We start from the raw sequence: 12,839 nt of genomic DNA, 5'->3' as shown, positions 1-12,839 counted from the left end.
CCGCGCCATGCGAGCCGACTCACGCGAACGAGCCGAGCCACAGCGGCGAGCCAAGTCACAGCGGCAGGCCGACCCAAAGGTGGGGCCCGCCTCGAAAGCACGCTCAGGTTCGCAGAAGCGGACCGAGTCGGGAGCGCGCCCGAAGCCCCGACCGCCGGCGGAGTCCCAAGCAAGCTCTCGACCCCGGCCACGCGCTCAATCCCAAACACGCTCGGATCCCCAAGTAGGGGCCCAGCCCGAGGCCCGGCCGGACCCGGAAACCGGAGAAGCCGAGGTGGCGCGGGCCGGAGTCGTGCCAGCGGTGGAGGCGGCGGCGTCGCTGCCGGTGGTGGTGATCGGGGCCGGGCCGGTGGGGCAGACCGCTGCCCTGTTGCTGGCCCGCTGGGGGCTCCCCGTCGTCGTCCTCGACCGGCTGTCCGGCCGCGTCGCCGCCGGGTCGAGGTCGATCTGCCAGCAGCGGGACGTGCTCGACGTGTGGGAGGCGGCGGGCTGCGCGGCCATCACCGCCGAGGGGCTGACCTGGACCACCGCCCGCACCTACTACCGCGACCGTGAGCTGTTCGCGTGGAGCTTCGATCCGGGCCGTTCGCCGCTGCCGCCGTTCGTGAACATCTCGCAGGCCCGTACCGAGGAGCTGCTGGACGAGCGGATCGCCGCGACGCCGCTCATCGACGTGCGGTGGGGGCACGAGGCGGTCGCGTTCACCGAAGATCCCGGTGGTGTCACGGTGCGGTGCGCGGACGGCGCCGAGGTGCGGGGTTCGCACGTGATCGCCTGCGCGGGCGCCCACGGCGGCGTCGTCCGGGACGCGCTGGGGGTGTCGTTCGACGGGGAGACGTTCGACGAACGGTTTCTCATCTGCGACATCCGGGCGGACCTGCCCGGCTGGGAGCGGGAGCGGCGTTTCCACTTCGACCCCGCCTGGAACCCCGGCCGTCAGGTGCTCATCCACCCGTGCCCCGGCTCGACGTACCGCATCGACTGGCAGGTGCCGCCGGATTTCGACCTGGCCGCCGAGGAGGCGTCGGGCGGGCTCGACCGGCGGATCCGGACGATCGTGGGAGAACGGGCGTACGAGCTGCTGTGGCGGACCGTGTACCGCTTCCACGCCCGGGTGGCCGGGCGGATGCGGGTCGGCCGGGTACTGCTGGCAGGCGACTGCGCGCACCTGGTGGCGCCGTTCGGCGCACGGGGGCTCAACTCGGGGGTGCCGGACGCGGAGAACGCCGCCTGGAAGATCGCGTTCGTCCGGCACGGGTGGGCGCCGGAGGAGCTGCTGGAGACGTACGAGCTGGAACGGCGGGCGGCGGCGCTGGAGAACCTGGAGGTGACGGGGGCGACGATGCACTTTCTGGTGCCTCGCACGGAGGAGGGCCGAGCCCGCCGCCGCGCGATCCTCCAACGCGCCGCCCGAACCCGCCCGAACGCCGACGAGCTCAGGCGCGAACCGACCGGGCGCGATCCATACGCCGTGGAGGTCGGGCGCGCCACGAGCGGATGTCCAAAGGCTGTGGAGGTCGTACGCGACCCGTCCGGGCGCCCGGGCGTCTGCGAGGGTGAACGCTACTCGGACGGGCACCCCGACGCCGACACGACGGGGCGCGATTCAGGCGGACGCCATGCGGATGTGAGTGATCCAGACGGCACCGCAGATCCGTGCGGCACGGATGAGCGCGCCACGGACGGACCCCGCCCAGACGGACGCGACCCGGACGGGAGCCATGACGCACGAGAGGTGAGTGAGGTCGCGGACGCTGCGGAGGCGGTGGCGGCGGTGGACTCGGGGCGGTTCGCGGAGCCGTTCTGGTATCTCGACTCGCCGCTGACGACTCCCGCGCCCGGACGGACGTTCACCGGGCGCCCACCCAGAGGAGAGTCACCGGCCCCAGTGCCGGGCGTCATCGTGCCCGACGCGCCGGTCTCCGTCCCGGGACGGCCGGAGGTGACCAGGTTGCGGCAGCTCTGCCGCGACGGGCTGCTCGTCCTGCTCACCGAGGGCTGCGACCGCGAGACGCTCACGGCGGCGGCGCGGGACGCGGTGCGGGCGGCGCCGGTCACGGTGGTGGCGGTGGAGGAGATCGATCCGGTCGGAGACGTGCGCAAGGCTCTGGAGGCCAGGCCGTGCGAGGCGTGGCTCGTCCGTCCCGACGCCCACATCGCCGCCGTCCTCACCGCCCCGGACCCGGCCGCCCTGGCGCGGGCCGCCCGCCGCTCCCTCGGCCACCGTTCCTAGCCCCTCCCTCGGCGTCCCCTCCACGCGGCCCACTTGGACATCCCTCTGGCGTTCCCTCGGTCACCATTCCTGGCGTTCCCTCGGGCGCGGGCATCCTTGGTGACGGCTCCCTTGGCGCCGCGGGAGCGCCGCCCAGAAACAGAGGTGCGGGTGAGATCCTCAAGGTGAGTGCGTGGGGCGACGTTCAGGCGCAGCAAGCGGGCCAGAGCGTCCAGGACGTGGTCGGAGGCCCCTGACGGCTCGCCGCGCTCCAGGCGTGAGCGGTGCTCCGCGCTCGCCCCCGCCAGTTGGGCGGCCTCGGGACGGCGCAGCCCGGGGGCCCGGCGGTGCGGTAGGAGGGCGGCGTCGGGCGCGGTCTGGCGTCAGGAGGGGGATCCGGGGGCCCGCCGTCAGCTGGCCAGGGCCGTGCGCAGGGCGGCCGCGTACGCCTTGGGGTGGGTGGTGTTGCCGTTGTGGCCGCCGGGGAACTCGCGAAGCTCCGTGTCGAGCAGGCCGGCCAGCGCGGCGGCGCACTTGTGGTCGAAGACGGCGCGCGGTGTGGTGCGGCCGGTCACGGGGACGATGCGCGTGCCGGTGTTCTTGAGTGCGGCGACGTCGATGGTGTCGCCGATGACGGCGGTGAAGTCGCGCTCGATGAAGAAGCGGAAGTTGGCGACCCGCTGAGGGGTCAGCGGCTGCGGGGTGACGCCGGGCTCGGCGTCCGGATGGGCGGGGTCGATGCCCAGCACCTCAGCGATCAGTGTGAACGCGGCGGGCAGGCCCTCGCGCCGGTAGACCTCCTGGATCTGCTCCAGCTCGTGTTCGTGGTGGGCGCGCTGGTCGGCCGGGAGGAGCCGGGGTGTGACGGGTTCGTGGGCGACGAGGAGGCTGATCCGGCCGGGGTGGTCGACGGCCAGGTGCAGGCCGATCGAGGCGCCGAGGCTGCAGCCGAGCATGAGCGCCGGCTGGTCCGTGAGCTGCGCCAGCAGGCGGTGCACGTCGTCGGCGTGCTCGGCGATGGTCACGTCCTGGTCCGGGTCGTCCAGGGTGCTGCGGGACAGGCCGCGGCGGTCGTAGGTGACGACGGTGTAGTCGGCGACGAGCTGGTCGACCAGATCGGCGCTGCGCCGGGCGTCGCCCTCCCCGCTCTGGGAGATCAGCAGCAGCGGGCCGGCGCCCCGGACCTCGTAGTACAGGGTGGCGCCCGGTACGCGCAGCGTGCCCGTCGTGGTGGCGGTGTCCATGGGATGTCCTCTCGGGCCGGGGGCGGTGCGCCCCGATGGCCAGGATCATGGCACATCTATTTTGATGCATCAAGTTAGATGCATCATCCATGATGCGACCTCGCAACCCTGGAGACGAGGCCGAGCGCGGCAAACAGGGCGTCGAACTGGCCCCGCCTTACGCTCCACCCGCGTCTCGAAGTCATGCGCCACGGATGCAGGGCCCGCAGCGTCGCCCGCCGCCCGGCGGAACGGAGGGGTTCGATGTAGACGCGACGCAACCGATGAGGCTGGACAGCCCGGACGAGCGCCGCGCCACCGGTCCGGACGGCCTCCTTGACGATTCCTTGCGGAACGGCACATGGAACGGGGGCGCCGACTATGATTACATGGTTTTCCAGTAGGAAATAAGGACTGTGGAGGTGGTGCCCCGTGAAGCAGGCCGTGACCACGATCGTCAAGCCCCTCCCGGACCACCTGTTCCGTCTGCACGACGGCAACGCCGAGATGCGCTGGGAGGCCATGGCCGGTGTCGGCTACCACACCCCCAACGACCGGTTCTTCGTGCGCAACCACACTTCTACCCCGCTCCTCGACGCCGCCACCTGGCGGCTGCGCGTCCACGGCCCCGGCGTGCGATGTCCCGGCTCGTACACGTACCGGCAGCTGCTCGCCATGCCCGCCCGGACGATCGACACCGCGATCGAGTGCGCCGGGAACGGCCGGAGCCTCTACGACACCCAGCAGCACGAACCGGCCCCCGGCGCGCAGTGGGGGCTCGGCGCGATCGGCGTGGCGCGCTGGCGCGGCGTGCCGCTGGCGTACCTGCTGCGGCAGGCCGGTCTGCGGGCCGACGCGGTGGACGTGGTGGCGCGCGGGCTCGACGCGCCGTTCGAGGACCACGGCCGGGTACGCCGTCCGCTGCCCGTCGGCAAGGCCATGGACGACGTGATCGTCGCCTACGAGATGAACGGCGCACCGCTTCCGCCCGATCACGGCTTTCCGGCGCGGCTGGTGGTTCCGGGGTGGGCCGGAATAGCGTCGATCAAATGGCTCGGCGATCTGGAGGTGGCCACCGAGGAGATCTTCACCCCCTGGAACACCCTGTTTTACCGAGATATCACTACACAGCCGGTCAAGAGCGCTTTCGAGCTCGCCTGGGACGCCGTGCTGCCCCTCGGCGTCCCGCACGTCCTGCACGGTCGGTCATGGTCGGGGCGCGGCCGGATCGTCCGCGTGGAGGTGAGCCTCGACGGCGGGCGCACCTGGCGCCAGGCCGAGCACCACGGCCGTCACCTGGTCGGGGCCTGGCTGCCGTGGCACGTCCAGTGGGCGCCGCGCACCCCCGGGCGGCACGTCCTCATGGCCCGCGCGACCGACGAGACCGGCGCGACGCAACCGTTGATCACTCCCCGTCACCCCTTCGGCTATCACTTCGACGCCGTCGTGCAACATCCCATTCACGTTGTCAGCGGATAGGAAAATGTCACGGAAGCCGGGTGAGCTGCGCATTCTCCATTCACCTGTCCGGGTACGGTGAATTCATCTGAAAGACTCGCGCGGAAACCCATCCGAAATCGGCCCGTGTGATGCTGACCGCACGAGACCATGAGGAGATGAGATGCGCCAGCTGACCGCACTCGACGCGCAGTTCCTCAACGTCGAGTCCGCGACCACCACCGCGCACGTGGCGGGGCTGGCGATCCTCGACCCGGCGGACGGCGCGGTCACCCGCGACGCGCTGGCCCGGTTGCTGCTCGACCGCATGCACCTGTCGCCCGCGCTCAGTCTCCGGCTCGTCCCGGTGCCGTTCGGTCTCGACCATCCGTACTGGGCGGCGGATCCCGGCTTCGACATCGCCAACCACCTGTTCGAGACCGTGCTGCCGGAGCCCGGCGACCAGCGGCGGCTCGCCGAGGAGGTGGCGCGGATCCACGCCCGGCGGCTCGACCGGGCGCACCCGCTGTGGGAGATGCACCTCATCCGCGGGCTGGCGGGCGGCCTGGTCGCGGTGTACACGAAGGTGCACCACGCGGCCATCGACGGCGTCACCGGGGCGGAGACGCTCGCCGCCCTGCTCGACCTCGCGCCGGGCGACCGCCGCGCGTCGGCGTCACGGGCCGGGGCCACGGTCGTCCCCCTGCGCGCCCCCGCCGGGACGCGCGGCCGAAGCGACCAGGGCTCCGGCAGGGGCGCCGACCAGGGCTCCGGCAGAAGTGCCGGACAGGGCTCCGACGAAGGGCCCGGGCTGGCGCGGATGCTCGCCGGGGCCGCCGTGCGCAACGCCACGCAGCCCGTCCGCGCCCTGCGCTCCGCGGTCCGCGCCGCCGCCGACCTCGACGCCATCCCGCTGGTCTCCACGCTGCCCGGCGCCGGCCTGATCTCCCGTACGGCCCGGTTCGTGAGCGGTGACCGGCACGAACGTCCCGAGGTGCCGCGACTGGCCGCGCCGCGCACCCCCTTCAACGGCCCCGTCAGCGCCGAGCGGCGGGTGGCGTTCGGCTCGGTCCCGCTGAAGGACGTCAAGAGCGTGGCCAAGGCGAACGGCATCAGCGTCAACGACGTCGTCATGACGCTGTGCGCCTCGGCCCTGCGGGCGTGGCTGGTCGAGCGGGCCGCGCTGCCCGAGGAGCCGCTGGTCGCCGCCGTCCCCGTCGCGGTGCGCGGGGGCGGCGGGCGCGACGGCGTGGGCAACCACATCTCCGCCATCGTCGCCCCGCTCCCCACGAACGTGGCCGGCGTCCGTGAGCGCCTGCGCGAGACGGGGGCGGCGATGCGCGCGGCCAAGCGCAGGTTCGCCCAGGCGCCGGCCTCCTGGCTGGAGGACCTGTGCTCGGTGCTGCCCGCCCCGGTCACGGCCCTGGCCACGCCGGCGCTCTTCCGGCTGGCGTCGGTGGCCTTCCCGCCCGTCAACATCATCGTCAGCAACGTGCCGGGCCCGCAGTTCCCCCTGTACCTGTGCGGGGGGAGGGTGCTGTCGTACTACCCGCTGTCGGTGGTGAGCGACGTGGGCGGCGGGCTCAACATCACCTGCTTCTCGTACGACGGCATGCTCGACTTCGGCGTCGTCGCCTGCCCGGAGCGGGTGGACGACGTGTGGGAGCTGCTCGGCCACCTGCGGGCGGCGCTCGACGAGCTGCTGGACCTCGACCGCGCCTGAGCGGGCAGCCGGTCGCCGCCCGCTCAGGCGAGGGAGTGGGCGATGAGCTCGGCGACGGCGTCGGGGTCGAGCTGGTGGCCGGTGAGCTGGCAGAGGGTCTCCTGGTAGAGCAGGACGGCGGCGAACGTGGCCGCCGCCACCTCCAGCCGCGCGGCGTCGCCCCGCGCCCCCGGCAGCGCCAGCCCCAGGGCGAACCGGGCGCGCCGGATCAGCTCCCCGTTGAGGCGGCCGAGCCGCTCGCGTACGGACCCGTGGGTGTCGGCCTCGCGGAACAGGATCCGCCGCATCGCCGGTGAGGCCCGCAGCGGCAGCCCCCGCGCCAGCCGGGAGAGCGTGCCGGCCGGGTCGCCGGGAACGGCGTCGACCTCGCGCCCCTCCTCCACGAGCGTCCGCTCGTCGACCAGCGCGACCAGGACGTCGATCTTGCGGGGGAAGTAGTGGAAGACGAGTCCCTTCGGCACCTGGGCCAGCCGGGCGATGACGGAGGTGGGAGTGGCCTCGTAGCCGCCTCCGGCGAACAGCTCCTCCGCCGCGTCCAGGATGCGCGTCCGCGCGTCACCGTTCACCACAGCGGAACCTTAACCTCCGCCTGTTCCGGCCCGCCATCCCGTCGTGGGGAGACCGTCCTGCCGCCCGCGCGCCCGGCTTTACGGGGGTGCGTGGGAAGCATTTCCGGAGGGGGCGAAATACTGGCCCGATGAGCCCGATGAGCCCGATGAGAGTGATAGGCCGTACGGATCTGTCCGTGTTCCCCATAGCGCTCGGCACCAACGTCTTCGGCTGGACCGCCGGCAAGCAGGACGCGTTCGCGGTCCTCGACGCGTACGTCGAGGGCGGCGGCAACTTCATCGACACCGCCGACGTCTATCCGCACTGGGCCACCGGGGAGCCGACCTCCGAGCTCATCATCGGCGAGTGGCTGCGGGAGCGCGGCAACCGCGAGTCCATCGTGCTGGCCACGAAGGTCGGCATGCTGGAGGGCGTGCGCGGCCTGGCCCCGGACACGATCCGCACCGCGGTCGAAGGGTCGCTGCGGCGGCTGGGCACCGACTACATCGACCTCTACTGGGCGCACGTGGACGACCGGGACACGCCGCTCGCCGACACGCTGGGCGCGTTCGACGCGCTGGTGCGCGAGGGCAAGGTCCGGCACATCGGCGCCTCCAACTACGAGGCCGACCGGCTGGCCGAGGCGCTGAAGGTCTCCGACGACGCGGGGCTGGCCCGCTACGTGGCGCTCCAGCAGCACTACAACCTGGTCGAACGCGGGTACGAGGGCGAGCTGCGGGACGTGGTGGCCCGTGAGGGGCTGTCCAGCACGCCGTGGTCGTCGCTGGCGCGCGGCTTCCTGACCGGCAAGTACCGTCCCGGGGTCACGATCGACAGCCCCAGGGCCGAGCGGGCGCGCGAGTACCTGGACACCGAGCACGGCCCGCGCACGATCGAGGCGCTCGTCCGGGTGGCCTCGGCGCGCGAGGTGGAGCCCGCGTCGGTGGCGCTGGCCTGGCTGGCCGCGCAGCCCACGGTCACGGCGCCGATCGCCAGCGCCCGCGACGTCGGGCAGCTCCGGCCGCTGCTGGAGGCCGCCGCTCTCAAGCTCGACGCCGACGAGCTGCGCCTGCTCGACACGGCCTCCCGCCCCTGACCGGCCGACCCTCGCCCGGAAACCGCTATCCAGCCTTGATCAGCGACAATGATCATGTGATACTTGACGGACATTAGTTACCAAAGTCAAAAAAGCGCGCTTCTGGGGCGCCTGTTGCTTGAGAGCCGTCGACCGCGTATCCGGACAGAGGCAGGGAACATCGTCATGCCGCTTGCCACGGGCCCCACCGTGACCAAGCCCCGCGTCCTTCCCTTCTACCGTGCCGTACCGCGGCTGATGAAGGACCCCGTCACCGAGCTGGCCCGGATGGGCACGGACGCCGGCGGCCGGATCGTCCGGCTCGACATCGGCCCGTTCCGGCCGTACCTGGTGTCCCACCCCGACCACGTCCAGCAGGTGCTGAAGACGCAGTGGTCGAACTTCGCGCGCGAGGGCATGTTCTGGCGGCCGCTGCGCCGGGTCACCGGGCGCAGCATCCTCGGCGACGGCGAGGGGTGGGCGTCCAGCAGGCGGATCCTCCAGCCGCTGTTCACCGCCCGCCGCATCGCCTCGCTCGCCGACGACATGGCGGAGGTGGTCGCCGAGCACGTCGGCGAGCTGGAGCGGGACGCGCGCCCCGGCCGGCTCGTCGACGCCGCCCACCTGATGACCACGGTCACCAACCGGACCGTCATCAAGGTACTGTTCGGCGGGCGCATCTCACGGGAGGTGGGCGAGCGGCTGCTGCCGGAGTTCGCCACCTGCGCGACGTCCATCGGGTTCCGCCTGCTGTTCCCGTTCGTGCCGTACTCGATGCGCGTGCCCGGGGACCGCGCGTTCCTGGCCGCCGCGCAGCGGATCGACGACATCGTGTACCCGCTGATCGAGGAGGCCCGCGCGGAGGAGCCGCGGGACGGCGACGACGGCGGGCGGCCGGACGAGCTGGTCTCGGCGCTGATCCGGGCGCGGATCCGCGAGGACGGCGCGGCGGACCTGCGCCAGGTGCGCGACGACCTGGTCAGCATCTACGGCGCCGCCTCGGAGACCACGGCCATGGCGCTGACCTGGCTGTGGACGCTCCTGCACGACCACCCCGAGGTGAACGCGCGGCTGCGCGACGAGATCGAGTGGGTCGTGGGCGACGGCCCGGTGCGGCCGTCCCACATCCAGGAGCTGCCGTACCTGCGGATGGTGCTCCAGGAGCTGCTGCGCGTCCACCCGCCGGGCTGGATCATCCCGCGGCAGGTCGTGGCCGACACGGAGCTCGGCGGCGTCCCGGTCAAGGCGGGCTCGCAGGTGCTGGTCAGCCCGTACACGACCCACCGGCTGGAGGAGTTCTGGGAACGGCCGCTGGAGTTCGACCCGGAGCGCTGGGCGCCCGAGCGTGAGCAGCGGCGCCACCGCTATGCCTATGTCCCGTTCGGCGCGGGGCCGCACGTGTGCCTGGGGCAGCACCTGTTCCACCTGCAGGCGGCGCTCGTGGTGGCCGGGCTGCTCGCCCGGTACCGGCCGGTGCTGACGAACCCGCAGCGCTTCACGCTCGTGCCCGGCGCGTCCGTACGGCCCAAGGAGGCGTTGCTCCTGAGGCTGCTGCCGTCCGGGACCGACGAGGAGCCGCAGCCCGACGCCTGGCGGACCCCCGTGGCGGCTCCCGCCATGGGCGTGGGGGGCGCGCACGACTGGATGTGGCCGATGGGGCCGGGTGGCGGCGCGTGAGCGTCGGCGAGCTCTCCCCGGACGACACCGAGGCGACGACCGGCGCGGCGGGGGATGTCGCCGGGGCGGCGGCCGAGCTGGTGGCCGGGATGATGCTGCGGCCGTGGGGGCAGGTCTCGCCCTCGGTCTACGAGACCGGCCGGGTGGTCGCGCTCGCGCCCTGGCTCACCGGCCACGAGGAGCGGATCGCGTACCTGCTCGGCGCGCGGAACACGGACGGCTCGTGGGGCGGGCCCGGCGGGTACGGGCTCGTGCCCACGCTGAGCGCCACGGATGCCCTCCTGTCGCTCCTGCCGCCCGGCCCGGCGCGGACGAGCGACGAGCCCGCGACCGACGCCGCGGACGGCCCGAGGCCGGGCGCCCCCGCGCCGGCGACTCCCGAGGAGATCACGCGGGCGGCGCGGCAGGGCCTGCGCGTGCTGGCCGACCGGCTGAACGGGACGGCGGAGGACGGTCCCGGCGGGCTGCCGGACACGCCGGCCGTCGAGCACATCGTCCCCTCGCTCGTCGCCCTGATCAACGAACGCCTCGCGGGACCGGCCGGGCGGGAGAGCGGGCTGTCGGCGTACGGGCCGCTGCCGCTGCCCGCCGGGATGGGGCACGACGGGACCCGCCGGATCCGGGCGGCGCTGGAGTCGGGCGCGAAGCTCCCGGCGAAGCTGCCGCACGCGCTGGAGATCGCGGGCCCGTCCGCCGCCGGCACCCGATCCGTACAGCCCACGGAGATCGGGACCGTGGGCGCCTCCCCCGCCGCCACCGCCGCCTGGCTGGGCCGCCACGCCCGCCGTCCCGACGCGGCCGACGCGGGTGACGCCGGTGACGCCGGTGACGCCGGTGACATGCGTGACGCGGCCGACGCGGCCGTCGGCGCCGACGGCGCCGACGGCGAGCCCGGCGGTTCGGAGTCGCGGCGGCTCGAAGGCCTGGCGCGCGGGCATCTGGAGGCCGTCGTGCGCCGTCACGGCGGGCCCGTGCCCGTCGGGCTGCCGATCACGGTGTTCGAGCGGGGCTGGGTGCTGAGCTGGCTGCTGCGGGCGGGCGTGCCGGTCGAGGCGCCGCCGGAGATGGTCGCGGACCTCAGGGCGGCCATCGGCCCCGCCGGCACACCCGCCGGCCCCGGACTGCCCGCCGACGCCGACACGACCTCCGTCGCCCTGTACGCGCTGGCGCTGCTCGGCGCGCCGTACGAGCCGGCGAGCCTGTGGGTCTTCCACACCGGGACGCACTTCGCCACCTGGCCCGGCGAGCAGGGCAGCTCGGTCACCGTGAACGCGCACGTCCTCGACGCCTTCGGCGAGTACGCCGCCCGGTGCCCCGGCGCCGCCTCCCGTTACCGGCGGCCGATCGGCGAGACGGCGGCCTGGGTCCGCGACCGGCAGCGGCCGGACGGGAGCTGGAGCGACCGCTGGCACGCCTCCCCCTACTACGCCACGGCCTGCTGCGCGCTGGCGCTGGACGAGCACGGCGGCGAGGCGTCGGCCGGGGCGGTGCGGGCGGCCGTCGAGTGGGTGCTGGCGACGCAGCGTCCGGACGGCTCCTGGGGCCGCTGGGAGGGCACGGCCGAGGAGACGGCGTACGGCCTGCAGGTGCTGCTCATGACGCGGTGGCGCGACGACCCGCGGTGCGCGCGGGCGGCGGCGCTGGGCCACGCGTACCTGGTGGGCCGCGCGGGCGCCGACCATCCGCCGCTCTGGCACGACAAGGACCTCTACACGCCGGTGGCGGTGGTCGGCGCGGCGGTGCTCGCCGCCGGCCACCTGGCCGCGACGCGGTTGCCGCCGTCCGCCCAGGCCCGCTGAACGCCGGCGGTCAGGGGGCGCGGTGCGCGGCGGTGTCGGCCGTCAGCTCGCCCACCGTGTACGCGTGCGTGTCGCGGGCCAGGTACCAGCGGCCGTTGAAGGCGACGCTGCGGCGCTGGCCCTCGGCGATGCCCGCCAGCTCCTGCGGCAGCTCCGCCAGCGCGGCGTGGAAGGCGGTCTCCAGCTCGCCGATGTGGGCGGCCACCCGCGCCACGGCCTCCTCGGCCGTGGCGCCGCCGCGCTGGAGGATGCCGATGGAGTTGGGCTTGCCCTCGGCCTTCTCGCGTTCGAACGTCCTGATGTCGTTGGCCAGCCGCACGCAGGACGCGCCGAGGAGCGTGGCCCGCTCGACGCTCTCCCACCGGACGGGGCGGGGGCCGCACAGGACGAGGGCAGCGGCCCACCAGGTGGGGTAGAGGATGGTGATCCTGCCGTTGGCCAGGTAGTCGTCGTAGGAGGGCCACGGCTCGTCCCCGGACGTCCAGGCGCGCTCGCGGGCCATGGCGGCCCCCGCGAGCCTCAGCTGCTCCGCGAGCACCTCGGTGTGCCCCCCGGCGCGGGCGCGGAAGCGCGCGGCCCATCCCCGCCAGGCGTCCAGCACCTCCCCCACCGCCCCCGCGCCGGCGCCAGGGTTCCCCGAGGGGTCGGCGAGCGCCGCCGGGAGCAGGGAGAAGAAGGCCGCGAAGCCGGTCGCGAGGCCGTCCGCGACGCCGTCGGCGAGGTCGTCCACGGCGAACAGGACGGCCGTCAGCGCCCCCAGCTCCGCGATCGTGCCGCGCGGCCCGTCAGGGAACGTCGCCGCCGCCGACAGGCAGCTGAACGCGAGCCGGCTGGCCGAGCTCCGGCCGTCCGCGTACAGGGCGGAGTAGGCGCGCAGCGGCCCGGCGGCCTCCGGCACGGCGTCGAGGGCGGCGCGCAGGACGCGCGCCCGGCTCTCCTCCGGCACGCCCGCGAGCTGGTCGGCGCCCTTGAGCAGCTTGTCCGCCAGCTCGTTGCGAATGCCGAAGTACGCCTGAGGATCCGTGCCGGTCACGCGGGGCAGCCTAGCCCCGTGTATTGATTATTGACAAAAAGTCCCGACAAGAACGGATATGTGGGTTCAAATCACCCCGCTAACTTGAGCCATGATCAGGCCCTTGCTAAG

The 12,839-nt window shown here is 73.7% G+C and carries 9 protein-coding genes and 1 pseudogene; 6 read left to right on the top strand and 4 right to left on the bottom strand.

The window, feature by feature from the left end; all coding sequences use genetic code 11:
• The first annotated feature begins 274 nt into the window (after positions 1-274).
• The gene (locus HT134_RS46520; protein WP_312888839.1) at positions 275-2,233 is read left to right on the top strand and encodes an FAD-dependent monooxygenase; all 1,959 of its coding nucleotides are present in this window, start codon (positions 275-277) and stop codon (positions 2,231-2,233) included.
• Here the strand turns inward: HT134_RS46520 and HT134_RS48240 are convergent.
• Both HT134_RS48240 and HT134_RS41545 read right to left on the bottom strand, forming a co-directional pair.
• Positions 2,230-2,550 (bottom strand): annotated as a pseudogene (locus tag HT134_RS48240) (hypothetical protein); the annotation flags it as partial. The gene HT134_RS46520 and the pseudogene HT134_RS48240 sit on opposite strands and share 4 nt — an antisense overlap.
• Positions 2,551-2,622: 72 nt before the next feature.
• The gene (locus tag HT134_RS41545; RefSeq protein WP_175606003.1) at positions 2,623-3,456 is read right to left on the bottom strand and encodes an alpha/beta fold hydrolase; all 834 of its coding nucleotides are present in this window, start codon (positions 3,454-3,456) and stop codon (positions 2,623-2,625) included.
• A 411-nt stretch (positions 3,457-3,867) separates the two neighbouring features.
• On the opposite strand from HT134_RS41545, the gene HT134_RS41540 reads away from it, so the two are divergent.
• Positions 3,868-4,914 (top strand): sulfite oxidase, encoded by a 1,047-nt coding sequence (locus HT134_RS41540; RefSeq protein WP_312888837.1) that lies wholly within the window; start codon positions 3,868-3,870, stop codon positions 4,912-4,914.
• A 142-nt stretch (positions 4,915-5,056) separates the two neighbouring features.
• A complete protein-coding gene (locus tag HT134_RS41535) occupies positions 5,057-6,595 on the top strand; it encodes a WS/DGAT/MGAT family O-acyltransferase (protein WP_175606002.1) in 1,539 nt (512 codons plus the stop codon).
• A 23-nt stretch (positions 6,596-6,618) separates the two neighbouring features.
• Here HT134_RS41535 and HT134_RS41530 read toward each other — a convergent pair whose 3' ends face one another.
• A complete protein-coding gene (locus HT134_RS41530; protein ID WP_312888835.1) occupies positions 6,619-7,161 on the bottom strand; it encodes a TetR/AcrR family transcriptional regulator in 543 nt (180 codons plus the stop codon).
• A gap of 179 nt (positions 7,162-7,340) precedes the next feature.
• Here HT134_RS41530 and HT134_RS41525 point away from each other — a divergent pair, with 179 nt between their 5' ends.
• The 3 genes from HT134_RS41525 (at position 7,341) to HT134_RS41515 (ending at position 11,695) form a co-directional block, all read left to right on the top strand.
• The gene (locus tag HT134_RS41525; RefSeq protein WP_312888834.1) at positions 7,341-8,240 is read left to right on the top strand and encodes an aldo/keto reductase; all 900 of its coding nucleotides are present in this window, start codon (positions 7,341-7,343) and stop codon (positions 8,238-8,240) included.
• A gap of 165 nt (positions 8,241-8,405) precedes the next feature.
• Positions 8,406-9,896 carry a cytochrome P450 gene (locus HT134_RS41520; protein WP_175605999.1) on the top strand — a complete coding sequence of 497 codons (1,491 nt, stop codon included), beginning with the start codon at positions 8,406-8,408 and terminating at the stop codon, positions 9,894-9,896.
• A complete protein-coding gene (locus HT134_RS41515; protein WP_312888833.1) occupies positions 9,893-11,695 on the top strand; it encodes a prenyltransferase/squalene oxidase repeat-containing protein in 1,803 nt (600 codons plus the stop codon). Before HT134_RS41520 ends, HT134_RS41515 begins: the two co-directional genes overlap by 4 nt.
• A gap of 10 nt (positions 11,696-11,705) precedes the next feature.
• Here HT134_RS41515 and HT134_RS41510 read toward each other — a convergent pair whose 3' ends face one another.
• A complete protein-coding gene (locus HT134_RS41510) occupies positions 11,706-12,728 on the bottom strand; it encodes a terpene synthase family protein (RefSeq protein WP_175605998.1) in 1,023 nt (340 codons plus the stop codon).
• Between the last annotated feature and the right edge of the window lie 111 nt (positions 12,729-12,839).

Origin of the sequence: Nonomuraea rhodomycinica (assembly GCF_013363995.1) — a bacterium.
Taxonomy (GTDB): domain Bacteria; phylum Actinomycetota; class Actinomycetes; order Streptosporangiales; family Streptosporangiaceae; genus Nonomuraea; species Nonomuraea rhodomycinica.
Note: the sequence above shows the minus strand (reverse complement) of the source record. Positions and strands in the feature narration are given on the sequence as shown.

Coding starts and splice junctions, on each gene's coding strand:
- HT134_RS41545 (WP_175606003.1), bottom strand. CDS start 3,456: ATGGACACCGCCACCACGACGGGCACGCTGCGCGTACCGGGCGCCACC.
- HT134_RS41535 (WP_175606002.1), top strand. CDS start 5,057: ATGCGCCAGCTGACCGCACTCGACGCGCAGTTCCTCAACGTCGAGTCC.
- HT134_RS41520 (WP_175605999.1), top strand. CDS start 8,406: ATGCCGCTTGCCACGGGCCCCACCGTGACCAAGCCCCGCGTCCTTCCC.